This is a genomic window from Vibrio coralliilyticus ATCC BAA-450 (assembly GCF_000176135.1).
Classification (GTDB): Bacteria; Pseudomonadota; Gammaproteobacteria; order Enterobacterales; family Vibrionaceae; genus Vibrio; species Vibrio coralliilyticus.
In genome coordinates, this window is sequence record NZ_ACZN01000018.1 from 1030486 (window position 1) to 1053934 (window position 23449).

Consider the following 23449-nt stretch of genomic DNA (forward strand, 5'->3'; position numbering starts at 1 on the left):
TGTGAAAGCGAAAACAACAAAAGAGTTAGCCAATCGCTAGCGTTAAATGTAGGAAACACACTATGCAAAACAAATCCTTAAAACTGGTTACTTTCGGTGTCTTGATGGCGACAACAGCATTCAATGCCAATGCTTCAGAGAACTATGAGTATTTCATTGGCCTTGATGCAGGTGCCCGCATTAGCGGTACAATCGAAGTGGAAACCAATGGCGTCAATCAAGACCAAGATATGTCATCCTCCGCGGTGTTTGGTTTGCGTGGTGGTGTTATCTTCAATAATGCTCACCAACTAAGTCTAGGTTATGACTATCGTGGTACGAGTGAAGAAAACAACTCAGATAGCGACCTTGAAGTCGGCACTCTCTATACAAGGTACGACTATCTTGTGCCAATCACGGAGAAACTTTCCTGGACCTTAGGTGGCAAGCTGGGCTACGAAATGTTCAATGCGAGCTACGATACACACGAACTGGATGGAGTAGTGCTGGGAGCACAAACAGGACTAAAGTACCAATTTGAGCAATGGAGTGTTGGTACAGAAGTCAGTTACCTGTACCACACTACAGAACTAACTAATGAAGAAGGGAACACTAAAACAACATCAAAACTAGGTGACGAAGTTTTCTTGATGACGAATATCCAATATCACTTTTAAATTCAGCCCAAATAAACTGTCCAAATATCTCCCGATCCATCGGGAGATATCATTGGCGCGCGAATCTGTTATGCTCGTTAAGCGCACTGCTCGACTTTACCTTGTTCTGTTTTTGCCTTTGGCTTAGATGTCTTTTTCGCAGCGTCTAGATTAACTACTTCCTCTGTGGAGACATTCTTTGAGTTGCCTAGAAAGACGCCGCCTTTCTGAATGGTAAATTCTGTAGCAGACACTTCCCCCTCAAGGTAGCCGTGTTCAAGAATCTCTAAGCTTTTGGTGTAAACCTTGCCAAGGAAGCGGCCATTGATAATCAGGCGTTCAGCACGAATCGAACCGTCAACAGATCCGGTTGCACTAATGGTGACACTACGATCGGTTTCAATGCTGCCCTTTATTTGACCATCTATCTGGATGTTACAAGTAAGCTTGAGTTGTCCTTCAATATAGCCTCCTTCCGCGATGACAGTTTGAGAGCAGTGGCTATTTGATTCTCGATTCTGTTTACCAAGTAATCCCATTTTACGTCCTTATTCGATTCGAAAATCGAGTCAAAGTTATTCATTTCCCATTTGGTGAAAGGCAATGGATCCAGAGAGCGCCCCACCAAACGAACCTCATAATGCAGGTGATACCCAGTCGATAACCCAGAGTTACCCGACAGACCAATCAAATCACCTTTCTTAACGTAATCTCCACGCTTCACCTTGAATGCACTCAGGTGAGAGTAAGAAGAAGTAAAACCGAATGAGTGCGCCAGTTTTAAGAAATTGCCTGAGCCTTTATTACTTTTTCTCGCCACTTCAATAATGCCATCAGCCGGGGCGTAAATTGGAGTTCCGGCATTAACGGCGTAGTCAATACCATGATGCATGGCTTTCATTTTAGTGACTGGGTGCACCCTGCGACCGTAATGGGAAGAAAGATAACCTGCTTTAACTGGCCGTCCATTGGGTATCAGTTGCATCATCTGATGACGAACCGCAGTACTGAGCGCCGCGCTATCAACTCTATCTCTTAAGTCTAAAGACTCGTTGGAAAGCTCCAGCGCAGACTCAATATCACGCAGTTTGTCCGTCACGTAAGCGAGATCTTGCTTCTTTCTCGTCAGGTGGCTTTCTAAGTCACTCTGAAATTCGTGTGAGCGTATTAACTCTTTTTCGAGAGAATAGGCTTTACTCAACAGTTCACTTTTTTCCCGTTCGGAATCAGAAGCATCGCCCGCTAGAATCGACAAAAGTCCGAGCAAGGTAAAGAACATCACAGCAATAAATAACAGCGAGTACTTAATCCCTGTAATAGCCCGGAACGATAGATTAAAAAAGCGCGTTCCCTCAATGCCAGTGACCATAACGGTTAAGTGATTAGATTCCATACTTTCTCAATGACACACTCTTACAATCATTAAAGTGAGAGGAATTCTATCAGGGCAAAATGACGCGAGAAGAGTCAGGTTTCCAATTCGGAAACCTTATCCCAGAGATAAAAATTGGATTTAATTGCGGTTCAAAACAGGTCGCTTAGGCTATTTTGGCCCTGAATACAGAGTCACAACTACTCAGCAACTTTCTCGCGATTAAAACGCTTCATGTCACTTGCAAACTGCTTAAAATCAATGCGCTTAACCAACGCAGCACAGACAGGAGGAAGTGGTTCAAACATAAATACACTGTCGTGATGAAGAAGGTTGTCAAAAATGAGGGTAAGGTTGTCCTTGTTAGACAAACCTGTAGAAAGAAATAGCGCATGGATTTTCGCCACACAGCTCACTTTGTCGAGCTTACGGGTAAAGCTATCCAGCACAGACTCCGCACTTTGTCGTGCCCCCGTGAGGAATTCAGCATGAAGCTGAATTAATGCCAGATGCTGACTCTCACTTTCCGTGAGCTTGTGACGAGACATTTCTTTAACAACCTGATCAAATTTCTTCTCATACAAGCCACTCCCCTCTTCACTTCGCATCCAAAGCATTAGCAATGCGAACAGATAATTCAGGGTGTGCTGGGCAACGTCTCGATTGATCAGTTTGGCGGTGTTAAGACCAGAGGAGAAGTGAACCAGAGCATCATCATATCGACTGGCTGCAATGCTCATCAAAGCCAGCGATGTCTGATGAGCCAAACTAAGCCCCCAACGTGAGCCCGAACGAGTCAACAGGCGATAAGCATCCTGTATGCTGCCATTTTGCAGCATCAGCAACGTCCCTATCTCGTCAAATGGCTGACCGAGCTGAAACTTGGCAGAATTGAACTTGTTGTAAAGCTCCAGCGCGTCGTCTGACTGGGCATTTAATACCAGTGCATTGAGAAACAGGCTGATCTCTAGAGAATAATCTCGCTTACCCGCCTCTTTTATCAAAGCACCATATAACTCCGTGGCTTGTTTAAGCTCACGTTTTACCAAGTGGTGGTGAGCACGATTGAGTTTGAAATCATATTGATATTCAAAGTAGTGCTGCTCAAAGAATTGATAGCGTTTTTCCATCTCGTCAGCACACTCAATATCGTTGCGCTGAAGCAGAGGCCAAACCTTATTCTTCTTCTCAAACACCTTGCGGATAAGAACACTGATATCCCGCTGATTATCTTCCGGCTTGAGGTGGACATCACCAAAGTAATATGAGCTGTCACGTATACTGCTATCCGCGCAATCCATAATGATTGTCGAGCGCTCATCTATAGTCTTCGACTTTCTCAACTCAAGAATCAGATCCTGTGACTTAACTGTATTTTTGCGAAAGCTCTGATCACAAATCAGAATATCAAACCGGCCATGGAACGTCCGATTAAGCGCTTCATGTGGAGAATTCAGATGAATAATCTTATGTTGCTTGATTCCCAAAGAGAGCATAAGACTAGATATGCTAATGTTTTTATTCGGAAATTCTTTGATGATAAGGACATTTGCATCTCTTAACTTAAGCATACCAACCTTTCTCTCCTCCTTAGGTAAATCAGGCTTGATGCAGTTTAAGGTGACGCAAAGCCTTGCGGGTGACGAATTATTGAGCTTTTTGCGCGAATCGGCTATTGATAATCTCTTCTAACGCGAGCTCTTCCTTGTGTCGAATGTCAGAATTGTGCTCTTCCTTCCAACGTTCGAGAGTATTTTCCAGACCTTTGACTCTGAGGTGCTTATTTTCAAGCTGTTTTTGCAACGACGTGCATTGCGCTTGCATCACCTCCTGCTCATGTTCCTGATGGACAATCAGCTTATGAAGCATCTGATCCACACGGCTACGATTGAGCAATGCCTCTCGATGTAAAGCCATAACATGACTCGATCGTGGTTGCGTCTGGCGCTTCAATTCCATCAGTTGTTGTAAACGCTGCTGAGCTACTGTGTGCTGTTGGCGAAGCGATTCCAACTGCGCAGACATTCTATCTCGATGCTTTTGCTGAATTTTCTGAAACTTCTCCACAGCACGCAATTTCGCTTCCATACGTTAATTCCTAATTTGATTGAAAGAGCTGCGCCAGTTCTGTCAGGCTTTGAGGAAAATCCACAGAGCAGTCTGCCGCTTGCTGAAGGTATGCCGTCAGCTGTGGATACAAAGCCACCGAACGATCCAGTTCTGGATCTTGTCCTGGTTGGTAACCTCCCAGTGGTAGTAGGTCTTTAACTTGAAGGTAATTCGAATAAGTCTTGCGAAATTCATTGGCCAAGGTCAGGTGGGCAGGTTGTGAGCAAGCCGTCATACAGCGGCTCACCGAAGCATTAACATCAATCGCCGGATAATGTCCTTGTTCTGCCAGTTTACGAGATAAAACGACATGACCATCAAGAATGGCACGCGCAGAATCAACCACTGGATCTTGCTGATCATCACCTGCGGCAAGAATGGTATAGATGGCAGTCAGGCTACCATTGGGGTTTTCACTGTTTCCGGCACGTTCAAGTAACTGCGGCAAGGCATTAAATACCGATGGTGGATAGCCTCGGGTGGCGGGTGGTTCACCCAGAGAGAGGGCAATTTCTCGCTGCGCCATCGCATAACGAGTCAGAGAGTCCACCATTAGCAAGACATCTTTACCCTTATCGCGAAAATACTCTGCAACTCGATGGCATAACAACATGGCTCTAAGACGCATCAGCGGCGATTCGTCTGCTGGCGCAGCAATGATAATCGCTTTGTCACGCGCTTCTGGAGTCAAGTTAGACTCAATGAATTCACGGACTTCACGACCACGTTCACCAATCAGGCCTACAACAATGACATCCGCTTCCGTGTTTTGGGTAATCATTCCCATCAAAACACTTTTCCCTACGCCACTGCCCGCCATTAACCCAATACGCTGACCTTTACCTACCGTAAGCAGGCCATTGATCGCTCGTACCCCAACATTGAGCGGTGAATCAACGGGTCTACGCTTTAGAGGGTTGATTGGTTTAGGCTCAAGTGAAACGCGATCACCTCCTTGCAAGACAGGCCCATCATCAAGGGCTTCACCTAGCCCATTCACCACGCGTCCCATCCAGTTTTCGCTGAGCTGAACTGTGCTGTCTCCATCCAATGGAATCACTTTCGCTCCCGCAAATAATCCGCCAAGACGACGAATTGGCATCAGATAAGCGATGGTATGATCAAAGCCCACAACTTGTGCTTCAATCATGTCACCTTCCGCCGTCTCAACTAGGCAACGCTGCTCAAGCTTAAAGCGACACCCTACCGCTTGCAGCATCAGCCCTGTGACTTTTACCAGTCGCCCTGTGACTCTAGCCACGGGAATGGAATCCAGCGAAGCAATGGCTTCACTGGTTCGTTCAGACAGAAGATCAAATGCGAGCGTATTACTCATTGTCAGCTTCAACCACCGGTGTCACTTCTTCGAGCAAGTGCTCTTTGACGTTGTCCATGCAAGCTTGTAAGCGCGAGTCACAGCTGGCGTCCGCCTCAGCATCATCGGTCACCAAATGACACCCGCCTGTCGGCAGTTCTGGATTGGCGACCAGCTTCCATTCTTTAGGTAATTCCGCATTGATTTGAGTGATGCGGTCAAGATCCTGAGGGTTAAGGTGAACGGTTACTTTCTCTGTTTTTCCGGGCATCGCTTCGAGTGTTTCATCAACGAGCGCTAGGATTTGTTGTGGCATCAAAGTCAGCTCTGCTCGAATCACCTGTTGTGCGACCTTTTGTACCAGTTCGCAAATAATGTGTCGCTGCTGTTGCTCACGCTCAGCCTGCCAACGTGACAAGGTTTGATAAAGCTCATTTACTGGCTTAGTCGCTTCAAGAAATGTCTGCTTACCGGACTGTTCACCCGATACGAAGCCTTTCTGGAAACCTTCTTTCTGGCCTTCCAGTAAGCCTTGCTGTTTCCCCTGGCTCAACCCTTGACGGAGGCCTTCTTCATGTCCCTGTTCGAGGCCTGTCTGGAACCCTTCTTCAAGCTTTTGTTGCAGGTCTATCTGGGATTCCTGCCAGGAATCATCGATGGCAAATTCATCATCACTTGCCATGGGCTGCGCCAGTGGTGGAAAGCGATGAATGCGATAACCTGATGCTGGAACTTGCAGTAAATTGGATTTCACTAGTGACATGCTTTACTCCACTGTAGGTTCATCATAAAGCACGAGTTCGATTTCACCCGCCTCATCCAGCTCACGTACGATCTGCATGATTTCTTGTCTCGCGCGCTCCACTCGACTTAGTGGTACCGCACCGCGAATTTCCATGTCGTCTTCCAGAGCTTTGACCATGCGCTGTGGCATTGCACTCTTAATGGTTTGCTGAAGAAGAATCTCTGCACCTTTCAGAGCCACACCCCAAAGTTCGAGTGGAACTTGCTGAACCAAGCGATCCATTGTTTCTTCTCTCTGTCGACCTAGAACCATGAAGTCGAACATGTTTTGCTCAATTTCACTCACCACTTCTTCATCGTGCAACTTGAGCATTTCCATCAGTGAACCACGGTCACCTTCAAATCGGTTGATGATGTCCGCCACTTGTTTAACTCCAGAGAGCGGCGCACTCTGACTGACCGATACTTGTTCAATACAGCGTTCAATCAGGTCATTCAGATCGCTCGCAACCTGATGGTCAATATCCTGAAGCTGAGCAATCCGATACAGGAGTTCATCATGGTAGTCTTCAGGTAAATGCTTGAGCACTGTTGACGAGCTTTCCGGTGGCAGATAGGCAAGAAAAATCGCCTGCATCTGCGGGTGCTCATTAGATATGAATCGAGCTAAAACCTCAGCTTCGACCCACTGTAAGCGCTGCATATTATTCCGAATCTCATCACCATATAGGTTGTTGAGAAGCCCTTTGGCTAAGTCATTACCCAGCGCTTTACGCAGTGTGTTCGATAGATACTCTTTTGACGCTCCACGGATGCCACTGTGTTGACGAAAGTCTTCAAAGAAGTGCTGGATAACGCCGTTGGCACTATCACTTTTTATCCCACTCAATTTCGCCATGGCTTTTGTCACACGCTGGGTTTCATCTCGAGTGAAGTTACGCAGCACTTTGGCAGCGGCGTCTTCACCCATGCCGAGAAGAACCAGAGCGGTTTGCTCTACGTGACTAAGCGTTGCTTTCTGCTTTGACTCTGCTGTGTTCATTCACATTTACCCATTGTTTTAGTACTTCGGCGACTCGTTCAGGTTCTTCGTTAGCAATTAACTGCAAGTGTTTCAACTGAATCTCTAGTGGCGATCCGGCTGGCGGTAACATGTCATTCCCCACGTCCAGACCAGAGGAAGCGGCAATGCCTTTTTCAGATAACTTGCGATTCAGTGCTTCTTCACGTTCACGTTCTTCACGCGTTTGCAGATTGTCGAAAATAGGCTCTTCCTGAGGTTCGGCGAACTCCAATTCTTGAGAGCGCATGTCTGCACCCGTCAGATGCATGATAAGTGGGCGCAGCACGAAGAAAATCATCGCCATACCCAGCATGCCGCCTATCACGTAACGCATCGGCTGCTGAATCGTTGGATCCTGCCACCAAGGAATGGTCGGTGGTGCCTCAATCGCGAGCGGTGTAAAGCTAAAACTCATCAAACTGAGGCTGTCACCACGGTCAGCTGCAATACCCACAGCGTCAGTGACCATAGTAGAAATCTGAGCTTTTTCGTCCGCAGTCCAAGCTGTACCATTTGGCGCTGCGGCCTCATTGAGCAAGACAGAAACGCTGAGCTTTTCAATCTGGCCCTGTTGATAATGTGTGCGGCGTACACTGCTGCCCACAGCGTACTGACGATTTACTTCAGAGCGAGCATTGGTGTTCTGACTGTCTTGTGTTGGCACTTCACCAGTTACTGGAGGCTGATTGCTCAAGGTTCCCGGAACACCTAACGCAATCTGATCAATTGAGTTGTTGGAGATGGTGTGCTCATTACGAACAATTGGTGTGTTATCAAGAATTTCCTGAGTTTCTTCTACCTGACTAAAATCCAGATCTGCCGCTACCTGTACGCGGAAGTTACTCGGCCCGACAATCGGTGTCAGCATGTCGGAAGCGCGCTGAATAATTTGTTTCTCAACGTTCTTCTGATATTCAAGATACTTGGCATTGACCTTACCCGCTTCCGCTGAGGCGACATCAGCACTGAGTAAACGACCATACTGATCAATCACCGACACTTGTTCTGGCTTCATCCCAGTCACGCTGCCGACAATCAGATTAATAATCGCTTCGACCTGTTCCGGTTTCAGATCTTCACCAGGTTTGAGTTCAAGCATGACCGATGCTGAAGGCGCTTCGCTGTTTTGTCGAACAAACAGTGTTTGACGCGGTATGGCTAGGTGAACTCGGGCATTAGAAACCGCATTGAGAGAGATAATGGTACGTATCAGTTCACCTTCCAAACCATGACGATAGCGTGCGGTTTCCATAAACTGACTGGTTCCAAGAGAACTGTCTTCTTTGAGTGAATCTAAACCTGTTGGCAGTTTGGCTTTCACTCCCTTTGCCGCCAGCAACATGCGGATTCTGGCGACTTCACCCTCTGGCACTAGTACTTGGCCATTTTGCTCTTGAAGTCGGTAATTTATGCCTTCAGATTCAAGGACAGAGACAATTTCACCGGTATCAAATCTTTCTTGCTGACTGTAAAGCGGTCGGTAGCTCTGTGTTGAGCTCCAAAGAGCCACCACAATGATCGCAGCCACAATCGCGGCCAAAACAGCAGACAAAACCAGATTTCTCTGACTGTTTGACCACAGCTGCTTCAATTTATGAGTGAAATCTTCCATTCCTCGCGAGGAGGAAGTTTGTGTGGTGGCAGCGCTAAATGTTCCGCCACCTGCAACTTGGGTAGTTAAGTCTGACATGGGTTACACCGGCATCTTCATAATATCTTCAAACGAGGTCACGACCTTGTTGCGTACCTGCATCAAAGCGTTGAATGACAGGCTAGCTTTCTGGCTAGCAATCATTGCTCCGACTAAATCATCGCTCTGACCCGTTTCTACCGCGGTCATTTTTTGGCTGGCAGCCGATTGATGCTGATTGACCGTATCAAGCACATTGGTCATCGCTGTGGAAAATGAGAGAGGCTGATTCACCTGCTGCACATCAAGTGGATTAGCAGAAACCACGAACTCCGGTTGAATCTGAGCGCGCATTGCATCCATCTTGGATAGCATTAGCTGTTCTGCGGTCATCGCACTGTTTATTGGTTGACTTGCCATAACTTATCCTCCTTAAGCAGCCGAGCCTAGGGCCGACTGTAGATCAATACCTTGTTCGCGCATTGCCGCTAACTTATAGCGCAAAGCGCGCGTAGTGACGCCAAGTGCGTTTGCTGTCTTGGTGCGATTGCCGCCATACTGGCGAAGTTGTTCGAGAATATACTGGTACTCAGCTTGTTTCTTAGCCTCAACATGCCCCATGCTCTGAGAAGGCGTCGATGTCTGGACAGGGCTGATTAACTCAACTGGTAACATCAGATCATGCGCAGTAATGTAGTCACCGTGTCGCATGACTAATGCTCGTTGGATAACGTTTTCCAGCTCTCGAATGTTTCCGGGCCAGTGATACTGACTGAGCGCCATCATGGCATCTTGAGATAGGTGACACTGACTGCCATCTTGATATTTATTAATGAAGAACTGACTGATCGGTAGGATGTCTTCGCTGCGCTCTCGCAGTGGAGGCCAATGCAAGGGTAAAACATCCAATCGATAATAAAGATCCTCACGGAACGTGCCATTTTTCACTTCTTCGCGCAGATCTTTATTCGTGGCGGCAATGACCCGAATATCAAGCTGAATCGGCTTATGACTACCCACTCGCTCAACTTCACGCTCCTGAAGTACGCGCAATAGTTTGGCCTGAACCGCTGGCGACATCTCACCAATTTCATCCAGCAGTATCGTTCCGTTGTTCGCTTCTTCAAACTTACCGCTTTGCGAGTGAGTGGCACCAGTGAAAGCACCTTTCACATGGCCAAACAAGACCGCCTCAAGCATAGATTCGGGGATGGCGGCACAATTTACTGCGATAAAAGGGCCACTTGATCGTGGAGAATGCTCGTGGACATAACGCGCCAGCACTTCTTTACCGGTTCCAGATTCTCCGGTAACCAAAACACTGGCATTCGTGCAAGCTGCACGGTGAGCTAGCTGAAGTACCTGTTTGCTCCGCCATGATTCAGCAACAATGTTTGCCATTGGTTTGCCAATCACCTCAACACGACGCAGTAGGTTTACTAATTGGCTGTTTTCAAAAGGACGAAGCAGGTAATCCGTCGCACCAGCTTTCATTGTTTCAGCGGCTAAGATTCCCTGCTCTTGTTCAACGATTGCAATAGCAACGCCATTGCTTGATGTCTTTTGGTGACAACTGACGAACTCTCTGACGCACATGTCAGGCAAATTTGAACTCACCAAAGTAATCGGCGCAGCGCCCTCAAGCAGTGCACTTCGCCCAGTCCGAGAATGAGTCACACGGTAACCCGAATCCTCTAACACTCTAATAACTGGCTGAGCAAATTCATCCTTTGGCTCAACTAACAAGATATTTGTCTCTGCCATCTTTAAGCCTTTTCCCTATCGTTCATTTTTATATTTTGTTTTGGTACTACTGCTTCATCATTGCGCACCAGCCTTAAAGTCACGCGGCGGTTCTTAGCCTGCCCTTCTGGTGTTGAATTACTAGCGATGGGGTATCGAGAACCATGAGACCGTACTTCTATTCTTGCGGCCTCTACGCCAGATTTTTTAAGTGCTTTCGCAACCAAATCTGCTCGTTGCTTAGAGATGGTTAGGTTAGCGACGTTGGAACCGACGTTGTCGGTGTAGCCATCAATCAAAACTTTGCTGATGTTTTTATCGGCGCGCAGATAAGTGTAAAGCGCACCCAGAGTATTCGTTTGCTGGACGGTTAAATGACGTTGGCCTAGGTCAAATGAGAGAGTGAGGTTTCGGGCTTGAGCATAGGACATGCCCGGTAACGATGATTGGCAACGACGAAATTGGGCTAATGCTTTCTGAATGCGAATCGTCGGCAGAATATAAGTCATGCTATCGGAAGCGTCCCTTCCGCCAAAAGCAAACTTTATCCAATGTCCTGATTCAATATTGTTCAATAAGTCATCAATATTATGCTGAAACGTAGAACGCTGATTATTAATAGCGACATTCTGACTTATGAGTCTGAGTTCATTTACCGCACTCCATGGTGCTGGAGAACTATATAACTTAGCGCTGTTCCAATTTTTATTGTTTTTTTCCACTTGAGAGTGGAAATATATTTTACTGACTTCTTCAGAGCGGAAATAAAACTTCCCATAGGAAGAATCTTCATACTTCAAATTACACGCTAAGCTACTTCCTTTATAAAGCCAATTTACTTCATCCATAGGGACTTCAACCTCAGTGTCAGCGAGAGAAGAAGAACAATGAAAGAGTAAAGCTAATAAATATAATTTCGGAGCTTTCGTGTTCATGATGTTATATGAGTGCCATTAAATAAACAGAAGAATCATCTATTCGAATTAAATAATTTATCTCTTGGAATTTCGAGAAATTGGAACTTGTTTATATATTGACCGTTAGTTCATGACATCATCGCGATGTAATTAACATGTAACAAATCAATAAAAATCATTTAAAACCATAAAGATAAAACAGAACAAGTGACTGATAACGACAAAAAATCGTCATTCATCATTTGTATGTATCGCAAACTAACCTGTTTTATTTTTGATGAGAAGATATATATAACGACTTAAAATCAACATATGGAGTAAAGTCACAAATTTTATAAATCGGGGTTATTTAGAACAAAAATTTCTATGTAGACTTGCGCCAATTGAGTTAGAAAATTTAAAAATCGCTTTGTCAAGACACGGTAAAATATAAATGGAAAGTAGCAGCAAGATATCTATTCCAGATTATCAGCCTCTAAGCATAGAATCGTTAGGGAAACCTATTCACGTTATTCGAGATAAATTGGATGATTTAATATCTACCTCGTGTAATGGCCTAACGTATGAGCTGCAAAACTGGTTAAAAACTCATCATGCAGAAGCCAATATAAATCTAGTTTCACTGCATACTTTTACACCAAGTGAAATGGATAAATCTTTTATCAGTACTTTCCGACATGATGGCGGCGGGCGAGTATTTATCCATACCGATAGCCAGACACTAATTAAATTAGCTGACAGCTTTTACGACGCTAAAATGGAAAGAAGCCATACTTCACTTAACAATAGTGACTTGCGGCTTCAGGAAAAAATCGGACGGCTGATAATCAACTGGCTGGCTCCAGAGGAAATGTGGTCTGACTGCGAATTCGAGCCAGCACAGGGAACTGGTCTTTACGCAACCATTGACGTCAACCTCAACGACCACCAAGGCACCATTCACGTTAAGCTAGATGAACTGCTTGTTGCCACATTGACAGAACAGCTGGACCTACAACCCAAAGAGTCAATGTACGAACCTTTCTGTCAATCTCTTGCTTCGACTCCCGTCAAGCTCAATGTCTTACTTAGTAAAAAAACCATGCCGCTCAGTGAATTGATTTCACTGCAGCCTAACGACGTATTACCCATCGAATTATTGTCTTCAGCTCCCGTCAGTATTGGCCAAGAACATCTTTTTTCTGGTCGAGTCGCGGAGAATGATGGGCAGCTAGTTTTAATTCTTAATCAAGATAAGGAATCTTTTTAATGAGCGAGACAACAGAGACCACCGCATTTAATGGTGAAGAACTGAACTTTGATGACTTTCAATTAGAAGATACACACACCGACATTCTCGATGCTGCAGTACCAACTCCTGAACGTGATCTGAGCTTTTTCAAGAATATTCCTGTTACCGTAACTTTGGAGGTTGCCAGTAAAGATATCGCCTTGGGCGATCTGATGAAAGCTGGAGAAGGCAGTGTCATAGAGCTCGACAAACTCAATGGCGAACCTCTGGACGTTAAAGTCAACGGCTCTCTGATGGGCCATGCGGAAGTGGTTGTCGTGAACGAAAAATATGGTCTGAGACTGATTGATATCGTCGATTCAGCTCTAACTTCTGCGGTTCAGTAAGGGTTCACCGAAACATGACTAAGTCACCTTCCTTTCAGGGATGGGGGATCCTAATCGGTTTGGTTAGCCTGCTCTTCGCTTTCCCTTCTGTTGCGAATGAGTCAGGCTTAACCATTTTGTCTGTCAGTGACGGAGCAACCCAACAAGAATACAGTGTAAAACTGCAGATTCTGTTATTGATGACAGCCCTGAGTTTTCTTCCTGCATTTATTTTGATGGCCACCAGCTTTACCCGCATTATTGTGGTTCTCGCGATCCTGCGTCAGGCGTTAGGGCTCCAACAAAGCCCACCTAACCGAGTGTTAGTCGGTATTGCACTCGCGCTGTCGCTACTGATCATGCGCCCTGTCTGGACAGACATTTACCAGAATGCTTTCCAGCCATACGACAATGGTGAAATTACTTTAATGCAGGCGTTTTCCGTTGCAGAAAAGCCCGTACGCAATTTCATGTTGGCACAAACTCAGCAGACATCTCTGGAACAAATGCTGCGCATTGCTAATGAGCCACTCGATACCGCGCTGGAGGACATCTCATTTGCCGTGGTACTGCCAGCTTTTGTCATCAGTGAGCTCAAAACCGCTTTTCAAATTGGCTTCATGCTATTTATTCCGTTTCTAATCATTGACCTTGTCGTCGCCAGTGTCCTCATGGCAATGGGTATGATGATGCTATCGCCACTGATTATCTCACTTCCATTCAAGCTGGTGGTGTTTGTTCTGGTCGACGGCTGGGCCATGACGGTCGGCACATTATCCGCCAGTTTTGGGTAGCAGGAGTTCACATGACACCAGAAATGACCGTCACCCTGTTTTCCAATGCGGTATGGCTGATTATCACCATGGTCGCAGTGCTGGTTGTGCCCGGCCTGATAGTCGGCCTTGGCATTGCAATTTTTCAGGCCGCCACGCAAATCAATGAGCAAACACTGAGCTTTCTACCAAGGCTTCTGGTCACGTTACTCATGGTAATTTTTGCTGGGCACTGGATGCTACGTAAAATCATGGAGCTGTTCGACTACCTGTTCCACAATATTCCAGGAATGATTGGCTGATGGAGGTCACTTTCGCAGAAATTTCTCGCGTCCTTGGTCAGCTATGGTGGCCTTTCTTCCGTATAGGCGCGGTATTTATCTCCATGCCTTTCTTTGGCGACTCATTGATACCCGTCTGGGTACGTAGCTTACTGGCGCTCTCGATTGTGATGATCTCTGCTCCTTTGATGCCGCCAATGCCAGCAGTCGAGTTTTTCTCGATGACTTCGCTGTTTCTCGCCTTCGAACAAGCCATTTGGGGGCTATTCTTTGGCCTGATTTTGCACATGCTGTTTACCATTTTTACGACGCTGGGCCAGATAGTCTCAATGCAGATGGGCTTAGGCATGGCGATGATGAACGACCCTGTCAACGGCATGTCCGTGGCAATTCTTGGTCGTATCTTTCTGATTTTCTGCACCTTACTGTTTTTATCCCTCGAAGGTCATTTAGTGATGCTCGATGTCCTTATCCAGAGTTTTGTTGTCTGGCCGGTCGGTTCCGGTCTGACTTCAGCTTCTCTGCAAGGCATCGTTAATTTATTCAGTTGGATGTTTGCATCTGCACTGGCACTCGCCCTTCCAGCCATTGTCTCCATGTTGTTAGCAAACATCAGCTTTGGTGTGATGAACCGAGCAGCACCGTCACTGAATGTCTATGCATTAGGCTTTCCAATGACCATGCTGCTAGGGCTATTCAGCGTGCTCATTTCTGTGTCTGGTGTGCCGAGCCGATATACTGTGCTGGTCAACGACACCCTACGTTTTCTGAATCAATTCATGGTGGGGGGCGGATGAGCGAACAATCCTCTCAGGACAAAACCGAAAAAGCCTCCCCGCAGAAAATCAAGAAAGCGCGTCAGGAAGGTCAGATTCCCAGAGCGAAAGAGTTCACGACTGCCGCTATTTTTCTCGCTGTTGCAGTGTATTTCTATAGTCAGCTTCCAGTAATTTGGGAAAGCATTGCGGGTATCTTTCGCTTTAACATGACACTGACTAAACAGGATTTAGCGAATCCTAAGCAAATGGTCGAGCAGCTCGGCCACAGCCTCGGCATGATCATTACGCTGCTTTTGCCAATGTTTGTCGTGATTATTGCCGTTACGCTTGCCAGTACTATGGTGCTGGGTGGATGGATGTTCCGTTTAGCGAACGTTTTTCCAAAGCTGAGTAAACTTAACCCTCTCAGCGGAATAAAACGGATGTTTTCAACGCGTTCACTGGTTGAACTGCTGAAATCGACCCTCAAAGTACTGGTCATTTTTGGCGTGCTCTACGCTTATCTCGATAACCACCTACAACCTTTATTGGGCATGCAGCGACTTTCGCTGGAGCAAGGTGTGGTTAACGTCATGCAAATTCTATTCGATGGCCTGTTAATGATGGGGTTTGCCTTACTACTATTCGGCGTTATTGACATCCCCTATCAACGCTGGGAGCACATGAAAGAGCTCAAAATGACCAAGCAGGAGCTTAAAGAAGAATACAAAAATAACGAAGGACGCCCTGAGGTCAAGCAGCGTATTCGCCAGATTCAACAACAATTTGCTCGGCGTAAAATCGATAAGATGGTACCGACAGCAGATGTAGTCATCACCAACCCGACCCACTACGCCGTAGCAATGAAGTATGACCCTGCGTTATCAGACGCCCCATTTGTGGTTGCCAAAGGCGTGGACGAAACAGCGATGCATATTCAACGTATCGCTCGTGAAAATCAGGTTGAAATCATCAACTCGCCACCGCTTACCCGTTCCATTTACTACACCACTGCGATTGAACAGGCCGTTCCAAGCCAGCTCTATATCGCGGTGGCGCATATTCTGACGTATGTCATGCAACTCAAAGCATTCCGTACCGGAAATGGTGAAAAGCCAATGCCTTTACCTCACTTCACCATTCCAAAGCATTTGCAACACTGATCATCCGTATTTACCCAAGGACACCAACCTATGCTCAATCGGTTAAAACAGATACAACATTCCACAAAAGGCTTTGTCGGTATTCCGCTGGTCTTACTAATGGTGCTGGCTATGGTCATCTTGCCACTGCCGCCATTGCTATTGGATGCCTTGTTCACTTTTAATATCGTGCTCGCCATTTTGGTGCTGTTGGTCAGTACAACGGCTAAACGCCCACTCGACTTTTCCATTTTCCCAACCATTTTGTTGGTGGCAACACTATTACGACTGACGCTCAACGTCGCCTCAACTCGAGTCGTCCTGCTCGAAGGTCACAATGGTGGTGATGCCGCAGGTAAGGTCATTCAGGCCTTTGGTGAAGTGGTGATCGGCGGCAACTATGTAGTCGGTATGGTGATTTTCGTTATCCTGATGATCATCAACTTCGTGGTGATCACCAAGGGTGGTGAGCGTATTTCAGAAGTATCAGCACGTTTTACGCTTGACGCTTTACCTGGTAAGCAAATGGCAATCGATGCGGATCTCAATGCAGGTTTGATCGATCAGGAAGCCGCCCGCCAGCGTAGACGTGAAGTGGCCAATGAAGCTGATTTCCACGGTTCTATGGACGGTGCGTCAAAGTTTGTTAGAGGTGATGCTATCGCCGGATTGCTTATCCTGTTCATTAACATCACAGGTGGTATCAGCATCGGTGTATTTGAACACGGACTTGCTGCCTCCGAGGCGTTTAAAACCTATGCGCTACTGACTATTGGTGACGGCTTAGTAGCCCAAATACCGTCACTGCTTTTAGCAACCGCAGCAGCCATTATCGTTACTCGCATCAACGACAGCGACAACGATATGTCAGAAACCATGCAAAAGCAGTTATTGGCTTCACCGGCTACTCTGTTTACTGTATCAGCGGTAATGCTAATCATCGGCATGGTACCTGGCATGCCTCACCTTGCCTTCTTTACTTTTGCTGCTGTACTTGCATTTGCAGCCTGGAGACAACACAAAAGCCCCGTTCATGATGCTCAGATTGAAGACGTCGAAGTACTCACTCAGGCCATGCAACAGGAAGAAACTCCGCTAAGCTGGGAAGACATTCCACATGTACACACACTGTCTTTAGCACTCGGTTACCGACTGGTTCATCTGGTCAACAAAGAACAAGGCGCGCCACTCACCCAGCGAATCCGCGGTGTAAGGCGTAACCTGTCTGAGCAAGTCGGCTTCTTGCTACCGGAAGTGCGTATTCGTGACAACCTGAGCCTAAAACCCAACCAATACACCATTTCACTCAATGGAGAAACGATAGAGCAAGGCTTTATCGAGCCAGAGCGTTTGATGGCGATTGCTGTTGGCGAGACGTATGGCGAAGTCGATGGCATTCTTGGCAGCGACCCTGCCTATCAGTTGCCAGCAGTTTGGATTGAGCACACAGATAAAGCCAAAGCGCTCAATATGGGTTATCAGGTGGTAGATGATGCGACTGTCATCGCAACCCATATCAGTAAAGTGATCAAAACCCACCTTTCAGAGCTGTTTAATCACGATGATGTTGATGCCATGATGCAGAGGCTGACCCAGCAAGCGCCGAAGCTGGCAGAAGCTCTTGGCGCAGCACTCAATCCAGCACAGCAGCTGAAGGTGTATCGTCAACTTTTGCTTGATCAGGTGCCTTTGCAAGATATTCGTACTATCTCGAACACCATGCTTGAATCGTCTGAAAACACCAAAGACCCGATACTTCTGGCGGCTGATGTGCGATGCGCATTGCGCCGTACTCTGGTCAACTTGATCGCAGGTCAGAAAGTGGAACTGAAGGTGTATGCACTCTCCGATGAACTGGAACAAATGCTGATGACATCTCTTCAGCAGGCACAAGCAAGTGGCAGTGTGAACCTCGACAGTTTCCCTGTGGAACCTAACATTCTGGCTCAGTTTCAACAAAATTTACCTTTGATAAAACAGCAGCTAAAACAGCAAGGGCTGGCACCAATACTCCTGGTTATGCCGCAGCTTAGACCGCTAATTGCCCGCTATGCTCGCACGTTTTCTCAAGGATTGGCGGTATTGTCATACAACGAAATACCAGAAACAAAACAAATCAACGTGGTAGGAAACCTTGGCTAACCTCAACTCACATCAGGCGATGTACAGATACATCGCCAAGCTCATGGAAGAGCACCTTGAGACCGAAGACGATCAAATCATCCATGAAGCATTGGTCCACAACGACATCCGGCATGCATGTCAGGCTATCCGCTCAGCAGACTCAGGTGAAGTCGAATTTCAGCACCTAACACTCAGGTTTGGCGGAGACGGTGAACAAAGTGTGTATCAGTTCGACCTGTCTCAAAAGGTCAAGTACTGCCTAGATTTGTTCAGCCTGTACCTAGCGCTGCGCCAGACCCGCTTTCAACTAGATACATTTCATCCGGACTTAATCAGCAACGTCGTCGTCCCCCTTCAGGTCGAAGCTCTTGTCTGGCCGCAGGGTGAACATTTTTTGCAGCAAGTTATTCTCTGCCATAAGAAAGCGTTCGCGCATGTTATTCCTTCACTGCAACTTAGCCATTCATTAGGGTTTGCCTCGTCGGTAGAAAACCTGATCGAGCTTGTCGGAGAATATGCTTATGCGCTGTGGTTTGAAGTTGCTCCACCCTGCCCTTTACTTGAGCAGTTGGCTTGCTATGAGCCTGCAATGCTGAAACTCTCGGTGTCACTGGAAGATAAAGAGGACCGAATGGCCTTTTTGCCCATCGTTCGTTTTCTGAAAAAGCATAAACTAAAGTGGGTCGCCAGTCGGGTTGCCAGCCAAAAAGAGCTGAACCAATACAAATTACTTGGCGCTAGTTACTATTTTGGTTACTTCAGTGATATCCCAACCTCACTCTCTTTTAAGACGTTTACCAACGAATACGAAGCCTAGTTAATCCACTAATTGGCGCTAACAGCACCAATTAGTGGAATCAACCTCACTAAATCAGCGCCAATTCTCTAAATATTCCAGTAATTTAAACTTTTTAATTAATCTTCGATATTTATCGTCCGCCTCCTGTTAGTGACCAGGGAAATCCTGAAGCCAAAATCTGAGTATTGTGAAAAACGAAGGAGACCATAATGGCTTTATCAATGCACACTAACTACGCATCACTAGTTACACAGAACACACTAAGCAGCACAAACGATCTACTCTCTACCGCTATGGAGCGCCTAAGTACTGGTATGCGTATCAATTCTGCAGCGGATGATGCAGCAGGTCTTTCTATCGCAAACAAACTTGAAGCGCAAACTCGTGGTATGTCTGTTGCAATGCGTAACTCTCAAGATGCAATCTCAATGCTGCAAACGGCAGACGGCGCACTAGAGGAGCTGACTAACATTGCTTACCGTATGAAAGATCTTGCTACACAATCTGCGAACGACACGAATGGAGCTTCAGAGCGAGCAGCACTAACCGCAGAATATGGCGAACTAGCCGCAGAAGCTACACGTATCCTAACTGAAACTTCATACGGTGCAGGTCAAAAGCTCCTATCAGGTGGTAAACTTGATGGCGCAGTGAAATTCCAAATTGGTGCATCTTCAACTGAAACACTCGATCTTGATATTTCAACCAATCTAGGTGCTATTGATTTCTCTGCGGGTGCTGTCGGTGACCTAACTAACCAAGCTAATTCAACCACAGCAATCGGTACCGTTGACGGCTTGTTTGACACTATTAACACTGTGCGCTCATCACTAGGTGCAAACATTAACCGTCTTGAGCACACCATCAACAACCTAGCAAACGTATCTGAAAACACTGCTGCTGCGAAAGGCCGAATCACAGATGCTGACTTCGCAATTGAATCTTCAAACATGACGAAGAACCAAATGCTGATGCAAGCAGGTACAACGGTTCTTTCTCAAACGAACCAGCTGCCAGGTATGGCAATGTCTCTTCTTCGCTAATTGGCGAGAGACACTCTTCTATTTATTTTACTCCAGTGATTTTAGCCTCCCTTGCGGAGGCTTTTTTTCATTTTAAGACTCCTAGTCAATACCTTTTTCATTTAACAAACCCTGCCATTTGGTCGCCTTAAAACATTGAGCAAAGCTGAGTTTCATTCAAGGAAGCAGCGGAACTCAGCAATGGGAAGTCGTACTTCCGCAAAACCAAGAATGAATGCTTAAGTCATTGATATTTAAAAGCTAACTGCATGGCATTCATCTTGCTATTTCTCTAATTAAATCAGAAAGATGATGATGGTATGAACCACAACGGTCATACACAAAAGACAAGGGAGTACTCTGATGAGTTCGATCGATCCAGCAACCATGGCACAGCAACTGGCAACCTTTGACGTCCAGTCGTTTAGACAACGCTACACCACTCAAGCTTCCCAGTATCAATCTCAACTGGATGCGCTTGGCAAAGTCGAATCTGCATTGCGTGAGTTCCGTACTGCTGTGAATGAAATGAACAACAGCACATCAGGGATCATCAAAAACAGCGCAACTGTGTCGAGTGAAGGGTTCTTCACTGCCAGTGCTGACTCCAAAGCACTGACGGGCAGTTACCAAATTTTTGTAGAACAAGTCGCCACAACGCATCAGGTATCAACTGGCATGCCTGCCGATCTGGAGCCTACAACGGAAGTGCCACTGACTGGCACGCTCGAGTTTAAAATCAACGGCGAGACAATGACGTTGGATCTTTCCACTCTGGACAGTGATGGAGATGGTAAGGCAACCATGGCTGACTTAACTTCGGCCATCAACAATGACCCCGATAATCCGGGCGTAAACGCCACCTTGGTTCGCTCAGGTGGCAAAACCCACTTCATGCTCTCCAGTGAAGAAACTGGGGTAGCAAACAAGATTGAAGTCTCGGCGACAGGGACTGGACAGAGTTGGTTTGAAGATGCCTTCACCAACCTCAATCAAATCAGCGAAGCAAAAGACGCCATCATTTGGCTAGGGGCGAAAGACTCAGGCCTTAAACTCGAAGGCAGTAGCAATACGTTTAGTGATGCTATTGATGGCCTCGACATCACTGTCAGCAAAGCCCAAGAAACCGGCGAATCGCCGTTAACCCTCAGCGTCGGTGGTGACAATGACGCCACTAAAGAGCAGGTCAACAAATTTATCGACGCCTATAACAAGTTGATGTCGACCGTTGACGAATACACCAAAGTAGACACGGAAAACAACACTCGGGCTGTTCTAGCCAGTGACCCTACCCTACGAGCGATTGAAAGCCAGGTGAAGTCTGTTGTGCGTGGAGATTTCGGTGGCCTTCGCCTGAGTCAGGTCGGTATTGAGATCGATCGTGACGGAAAAATGAAGCTCGATTCAGAAAAGTTCGAGCAGGCTCAAATCGATAACAGTACAGGCCTTGAAGCAATGTTCAACGGTGACGGCAACCTGCTAGATAGCATCGACACCATCGTCGAGCCTTACCTGCAGTTCTCTTCCGGTTTGTTTAAATCTCGCAAAGACGCACTAAAGCAGAACATTGATCGCATCAATGACAAACAGGTCGTGCTGGACCGTAAATACGATATGGCTTACGACCGCTACCTCAAACAATTTACCCAAATGAACACCATTATGCGCCAAATGAACCAAACCATGTCGATGTTTGGTTAATGGGCACCAGGAGACGTTTTTATGTTAATGGACTCAGGCTACAACTCTTATCAACAAGTCGATCTTGATGCTCAGGCTGCCTCGGCGAACCCACATCAATTGGTAGTGATGTTAATAGACGGACTACTCAATGAAATTGAACGAGTTCGAGGCCACATGGCCTCAGGTCGCCTTGCAGAAAAAGGGGCTGGCATCAATAAGTGCATGAATATTTTGGTTGGCCTAGATAGCGCACTTGATGCAGAGAATGGCGGCGAAATCGCTGAGAACCTCCACCAGCTATACGACTTTTGTCAGGTTGAGCTTTATCAGGCAAGCGTACAAAACAACCTGGACAAACTCACCAGTGTGGAACATGTCATGAACAATATACGTGAGGGGTGGATGAGTTTTGGTCAGCAAGCATAAAGTGTCCCCTGAACGATTTCGCCATCTCGCGAAACTGATTCATATCGCGACAAAAACCCAGGACTGGCAAGGTTTAAAACGCTACGACCTTCAATTGAGAGAGCTGCTGGAAAGCCATCAGCCCTACCTCAAAGATCCTAGACTCGCGCCTGTCATTACCGAAGTGAAAGCTGTACACAAACAAGCTTTTGACGCACTGGATAAGGCCATTAACGAACTGGAAGCAGAGATTAATGTTGTCGACGCTCAGCATGAACGTGCAAAAGCTTACCAGCTTGCGATGACCATGGAGTACTAGCAATGAACACACCTTCACTGCACACCATGACAAGCCAAAGACCAGAGCAGTTCTCCGCTGATGGTACGATCCAAAAAGCCCGTGGATTCGGTCAGCCTGCCGAACAAAACACTGGCTTTACTCTCATGGGGCAACCAGCATCGACGCTTACTGGCAGTCAGCCAAATGCTGAACAAACTGTCGTGACCTTAACGGATGATAGCGAGGAAATGTTAGGGCAGGAAAATAGCTCAGATCATACGACTACGCTACCGATTGCAAAGCCTCATCTACTAAAAGAACACTCTGCAACCACGGACGCTTTAGCTTTGCTACAGCTGAAACAAAAGCGAGTAGCAAGCGGTGCTCAAACGTTCGATGCTATGACAGGCTCAGTGGGCACAAATTCGTCAGACAGAATGACACCGCAGAGTATAAGCCATCAACTGGTGAAGCAGACAAGCGGGCCTTTGAGTATCGACACGCCTGTAAGCCAGAGCCCATCAGTTCAGAATGTTCTGCAAACCTTGGCCTCAACACAAGTGCAACCGCAGCCTCAAACCTCTCACCAGCAACCTATAGCAACGTCTGTACAAACAGCAGAATGGGCAGCAGTAAAAGTTGATACCAGTGCGGCTAAGTGGGGCGAACAAATGATGCAGGTATTGCATGACAGAGTCTCACTTCAAGCACAACAAAGCATGCAAGAAGCCAAGATCCGTCTAGATCCGCCAGAGCTTGGAAAGCTGGACTTGCTGGTACGCGTTGATGGCGACCGCCTCAATGTGCAAATCAACGCTAATGCGGCAGCAACCCGCGAGGCCTTGCTTCAGGTTTCTGACCGGCTGCGAGCTGAGTTGCAAGACCAGAACTTTGTCCATGTCGACGTCAACGTAGGCTCAGGAGAAAGTGAACGCGACCAGTCACCTCATCAAGGTGAACAACAAACACACATTTTCGATAGTCGCGAGTTTGCCAATTCAGACAATCCCAATGATCCATCAGAGCATTGGCTAAGCACACACGCATAATTAGGAATA

General features: G+C 46.6%; 25 protein-coding genes. 14 read left to right on the plus strand and 11 right to left on the minus strand.

The window, feature by feature from the left end:
* Nucleotides 1-62 precede the first annotated feature (62 nt).
* Nucleotides 63-656, plus strand: coding sequence for an outer membrane beta-barrel protein (locus tag VIC_RS24125; protein ID WP_006963020.1), 594 nt, complete (start codon nucleotides 63-65; stop codon nucleotides 654-656).
* A gap of 77 nt (nucleotides 657-733) precedes the next feature.
* Here the strand turns inward: VIC_RS24125 and VIC_RS26480 are convergent, their stop codons facing one another.
* The 11 genes from VIC_RS26480 to VIC_RS24175 form a co-directional block, all read right to left on the minus strand.
* Nucleotides 734-1174 carry a bactofilin family protein gene (locus tag VIC_RS26480; RefSeq protein WP_129542192.1) on the minus strand — a complete coding sequence of 147 codons (441 nt, stop codon included), beginning with the start codon at nucleotides 1172-1174 and terminating at the stop codon, nucleotides 734-736.
* On the minus strand, nucleotides 1060-2028 hold the full coding sequence (locus VIC_RS24130; protein WP_006963022.1) for a M23 family metallopeptidase: 969 nt from the start codon (nucleotides 2026-2028) through the stop codon (nucleotides 1060-1062). Before VIC_RS24130 ends, VIC_RS26480 begins: the two co-directional genes overlap by 115 nt.
* Nucleotides 2029-2207: 179 nt before the next feature.
* Nucleotides 2208-3578, minus strand: a complete 1371-nt coding sequence (locus tag VIC_RS24135) for a response regulator (protein WP_039952584.1) — start codon at nucleotides 3576-3578, stop codon at nucleotides 2208-2210.
* A 76-nt stretch (nucleotides 3579-3654) separates the two neighbouring features.
* On the minus strand, nucleotides 3655-4095 hold the full coding sequence (locus tag VIC_RS24140) for a flagellar export protein FliJ (protein ID WP_006963024.1): 441 nt from the start codon (nucleotides 4093-4095) through the stop codon (nucleotides 3655-3657).
* 10 nt (nucleotides 4096-4105) lie between these two features.
* Nucleotides 4106-5452 (minus strand): FliI/YscN family ATPase, encoded by a 1347-nt coding sequence (locus tag VIC_RS24145; protein ID WP_006963025.1) that lies wholly within the window; start codon nucleotides 5450-5452, stop codon nucleotides 4106-4108.
* Entirely contained in the window at nucleotides 5445-6194 is a 750-nt protein-coding gene (fliH, locus tag VIC_RS24150; RefSeq protein ID WP_006963026.1) for a flagellar assembly protein FliH, read from the minus strand. Before fliH ends, VIC_RS24145 begins: the two co-directional genes overlap by 8 nt.
* A gap of 3 nt (nucleotides 6195-6197) precedes the next feature.
* Complete coding sequence (locus tag VIC_RS24155; RefSeq protein WP_019275543.1) at nucleotides 6198-7217, minus strand: flagellar motor switch protein FliG; 1020 nt, start codon at nucleotides 7215-7217, stop codon at nucleotides 6198-6200.
* Nucleotides 7180-8928, minus strand: a complete 1749-nt coding sequence (fliF, locus tag VIC_RS24160) for a flagellar basal-body MS-ring/collar protein FliF (RefSeq protein ID WP_039952585.1) — start codon at nucleotides 8926-8928, stop codon at nucleotides 7180-7182. The genes VIC_RS24155 and fliF overlap by 38 nt, the downstream gene beginning before the upstream one ends.
* 3 nt (nucleotides 8929-8931) lie before the next feature.
* Complete coding sequence (gene fliE / locus VIC_RS24165) at nucleotides 8932-9288, minus strand: flagellar hook-basal body complex protein FliE (protein WP_006963029.1); 357 nt, start codon at nucleotides 9286-9288, stop codon at nucleotides 8932-8934.
* A gap of 12 nt (nucleotides 9289-9300) precedes the next feature.
* Nucleotides 9301-10632, minus strand: coding sequence for a sigma-54 interaction domain-containing protein (locus VIC_RS24170; protein WP_006963030.1), 1332 nt, complete (start codon nucleotides 10630-10632; stop codon nucleotides 9301-9303).
* A 2-nt stretch (nucleotides 10633-10634) separates the two neighbouring features.
* Nucleotides 10635-11459 carry a MotY family protein gene (locus VIC_RS24175; RefSeq protein WP_039952640.1) on the minus strand — a complete coding sequence of 275 codons (825 nt, stop codon included), beginning with the start codon at nucleotides 11457-11459 and terminating at the stop codon, nucleotides 10635-10637.
* Between the two features lie 502 nt (nucleotides 11460-11961).
* Here VIC_RS24175 and VIC_RS24180 point away from each other — a divergent pair.
* The 13 genes from VIC_RS24180 (at nucleotide 11962) to VIC_RS24240 (ending at nucleotide 23440) form a co-directional block, all read left to right on the plus strand.
* Complete coding sequence (locus VIC_RS24180; RefSeq protein WP_006963032.1) at nucleotides 11962-12777, plus strand: FliM/FliN family flagellar motor switch protein; 816 nt, start codon at nucleotides 11962-11964, stop codon at nucleotides 12775-12777.
* A complete protein-coding gene (gene fliN / locus VIC_RS24185) occupies nucleotides 12777-13145 on the plus strand; it encodes a flagellar motor switch protein FliN (RefSeq protein ID WP_006963033.1) in 369 nt (122 codons plus the stop codon). Before VIC_RS24180 ends, fliN begins: the two co-directional genes overlap by 1 nt.
* A 14-nt stretch (nucleotides 13146-13159) precedes the next feature.
* Nucleotides 13160-13918: a flagellar type III secretion system pore protein FliP gene (gene fliP, locus VIC_RS24190; RefSeq protein WP_006963034.1), complete on the plus strand. Its 759-nt coding sequence runs from the start codon at nucleotides 13160-13162 to the stop codon at nucleotides 13916-13918.
* 11 nt (nucleotides 13919-13929) lie between these two features.
* The gene (gene fliQ, locus VIC_RS24195; RefSeq protein ID WP_006963035.1) at nucleotides 13930-14199 is read left to right on the plus strand and encodes a flagellar biosynthesis protein FliQ; all 270 of its coding nucleotides are present in this window, start codon (nucleotides 13930-13932) and stop codon (nucleotides 14197-14199) included.
* Entirely contained in the window at nucleotides 14199-14975 is a 777-nt protein-coding gene (gene fliR, locus VIC_RS24200; RefSeq protein ID WP_006963036.1) for a flagellar biosynthetic protein FliR, read from the plus strand. The genes fliQ and fliR overlap by 1 nt, the downstream gene beginning before the upstream one ends.
* Nucleotides 14972-16099 (plus strand): flagellar biosynthesis protein FlhB, encoded by a 1128-nt coding sequence (flhB, locus tag VIC_RS24205; RefSeq protein WP_006963037.1) that lies wholly within the window; start codon nucleotides 14972-14974, stop codon nucleotides 16097-16099. The genes fliR and flhB overlap by 4 nt, the downstream gene beginning before the upstream one ends.
* Before the next feature lie 30 nt (nucleotides 16100-16129).
* Entirely contained in the window at nucleotides 16130-18220 is a 2091-nt protein-coding gene (gene flhA, locus VIC_RS24210) for a flagellar biosynthesis protein FlhA (RefSeq protein WP_006963038.1), read from the plus strand.
* On the plus strand, nucleotides 18213-19019 hold the full coding sequence (locus VIC_RS24215) for a hypothetical protein (protein WP_006963039.1): 807 nt from the start codon (nucleotides 18213-18215) through the stop codon (nucleotides 19017-19019). Before flhA ends, VIC_RS24215 begins: the two co-directional genes overlap by 8 nt.
* 191 nt (nucleotides 19020-19210) lie before the next feature.
* Nucleotides 19211-20044 carry a lateral flagellin LafA gene (gene lafA, locus VIC_RS24220; protein WP_006963040.1) on the plus strand — a complete coding sequence of 278 codons (834 nt, stop codon included), beginning with the start codon at nucleotides 19211-19213 and terminating at the stop codon, nucleotides 20042-20044.
* A gap of 342 nt (nucleotides 20045-20386) precedes the next feature.
* A complete protein-coding gene (gene fliD, locus VIC_RS24225; RefSeq protein ID WP_006963041.1) occupies nucleotides 20387-21724 on the plus strand; it encodes a flagellar filament capping protein FliD in 1338 nt (445 codons plus the stop codon).
* Between the two features lie 21 nt (nucleotides 21725-21745).
* On the plus strand, nucleotides 21746-22132 hold the full coding sequence (gene fliS, locus VIC_RS24230; protein ID WP_006963042.1) for a flagellar export chaperone FliS: 387 nt from the start codon (nucleotides 21746-21748) through the stop codon (nucleotides 22130-22132).
* Nucleotides 22116-22430, plus strand: coding sequence for a hypothetical protein (locus VIC_RS24235; RefSeq protein ID WP_019277547.1), 315 nt, complete (start codon nucleotides 22116-22118; stop codon nucleotides 22428-22430). Before fliS ends, VIC_RS24235 begins: the two co-directional genes overlap by 17 nt.
* A 2-nt stretch (nucleotides 22431-22432) precedes the next feature.
* Nucleotides 22433-23440 carry a flagellar hook-length control protein FliK gene (locus tag VIC_RS24240; protein ID WP_006963044.1) on the plus strand — a complete coding sequence of 336 codons (1008 nt, stop codon included), beginning with the start codon at nucleotides 22433-22435 and terminating at the stop codon, nucleotides 23438-23440.
* The last annotated feature ends 9 nt before the right edge of the window (nucleotides 23441-23449 follow it).

Coding starts and splice junctions, on each gene's coding strand:
- fliS (WP_006963042.1), top strand. CDS start 21,746: ATGTTAATGGACTCAGGCTACAACTCTTATCAACAAGTCGATCTTGAT.
- VIC_RS24170 (WP_006963030.1), bottom strand. CDS start 10,632: ATGGCAGAGACAAATATCTTGTTAGTTGAGCCAAAGGATGAATTTGCT.
- lafA (WP_006963040.1), top strand. CDS start 19,211: ATGGCTTTATCAATGCACACTAACTACGCATCACTAGTTACACAGAAC.
- fliD (WP_006963041.1), top strand. CDS start 20,387: ATGAGTTCGATCGATCCAGCAACCATGGCACAGCAACTGGCAACCTTT.
- VIC_RS24135 (WP_039952584.1), bottom strand. CDS start 3,578: ATGCTTAAGTTAAGAGATGCAAATGTCCTTATCATCAAAGAATTTCCG.
- fliQ (WP_006963035.1), top strand. CDS start 13,930: ATGACACCAGAAATGACCGTCACCCTGTTTTCCAATGCGGTATGGCTG.
- VIC_RS24180 (WP_006963032.1), top strand. CDS start 11,962: ATGGAAAGTAGCAGCAAGATATCTATTCCAGATTATCAGCCTCTAAGC.
- VIC_RS24130 (WP_006963022.1), bottom strand. CDS start 2,028: ATGGAATCTAATCACTTAACCGTTATGGTCACTGGCATTGAGGGAACG.
- fliP (WP_006963034.1), top strand. CDS start 13,160: ATGACTAAGTCACCTTCCTTTCAGGGATGGGGGATCCTAATCGGTTTG.
- VIC_RS24175 (WP_039952640.1), bottom strand. CDS start 11,459: ATGGATGAAGTAAATTGGCTTTATAAAGGAAGTAGCTTAGCGTGTAAT.
- fliE (WP_006963029.1), bottom strand. CDS start 9,288: ATGGCAAGTCAACCAATAAACAGTGCGATGACCGCAGAACAGCTAATG.
- fliH (WP_006963026.1), bottom strand. CDS start 6,194: ATGTCACTAGTGAAATCCAATTTACTGCAAGTTCCAGCATCAGGTTAT.
- VIC_RS26480 (WP_129542192.1), bottom strand. CDS start 1,174: ATGGGATTACTTGGTAAACAGAATCGAGAATCAAATAGCCACTGCTCT.
- flhA (WP_006963038.1), top strand. CDS start 16,130: ATGCTCAATCGGTTAAAACAGATACAACATTCCACAAAAGGCTTTGTC.
- fliR (WP_006963036.1), top strand. CDS start 14,199: ATGGAGGTCACTTTCGCAGAAATTTCTCGCGTCCTTGGTCAGCTATGG.
- VIC_RS24125 (WP_006963020.1), top strand. CDS start 63: ATGCAAAACAAATCCTTAAAACTGGTTACTTTCGGTGTCTTGATGGCG.
- flhB (WP_006963037.1), top strand. CDS start 14,972: ATGAGCGAACAATCCTCTCAGGACAAAACCGAAAAAGCCTCCCCGCAG.
- fliN (WP_006963033.1), top strand. CDS start 12,777: ATGAGCGAGACAACAGAGACCACCGCATTTAATGGTGAAGAACTGAAC.
- fliF (WP_039952585.1), bottom strand. CDS start 8,928: ATGTCAGACTTAACTACCCAAGTTGCAGGTGGCGGAACATTTAGCGCT.
- VIC_RS24140 (WP_006963024.1), bottom strand. CDS start 4,095: ATGGAAGCGAAATTGCGTGCTGTGGAGAAGTTTCAGAAAATTCAGCAA.
- VIC_RS24155 (WP_019275543.1), bottom strand. CDS start 7,217: ATGAACACAGCAGAGTCAAAGCAGAAAGCAACGCTTAGTCACGTAGAG.
- VIC_RS24145 (WP_006963025.1), bottom strand. CDS start 5,452: ATGAGTAATACGCTCGCATTTGATCTTCTGTCTGAACGAACCAGTGAA.
- VIC_RS24240 (WP_006963044.1), top strand. CDS start 22,433: ATGAACACACCTTCACTGCACACCATGACAAGCCAAAGACCAGAGCAG.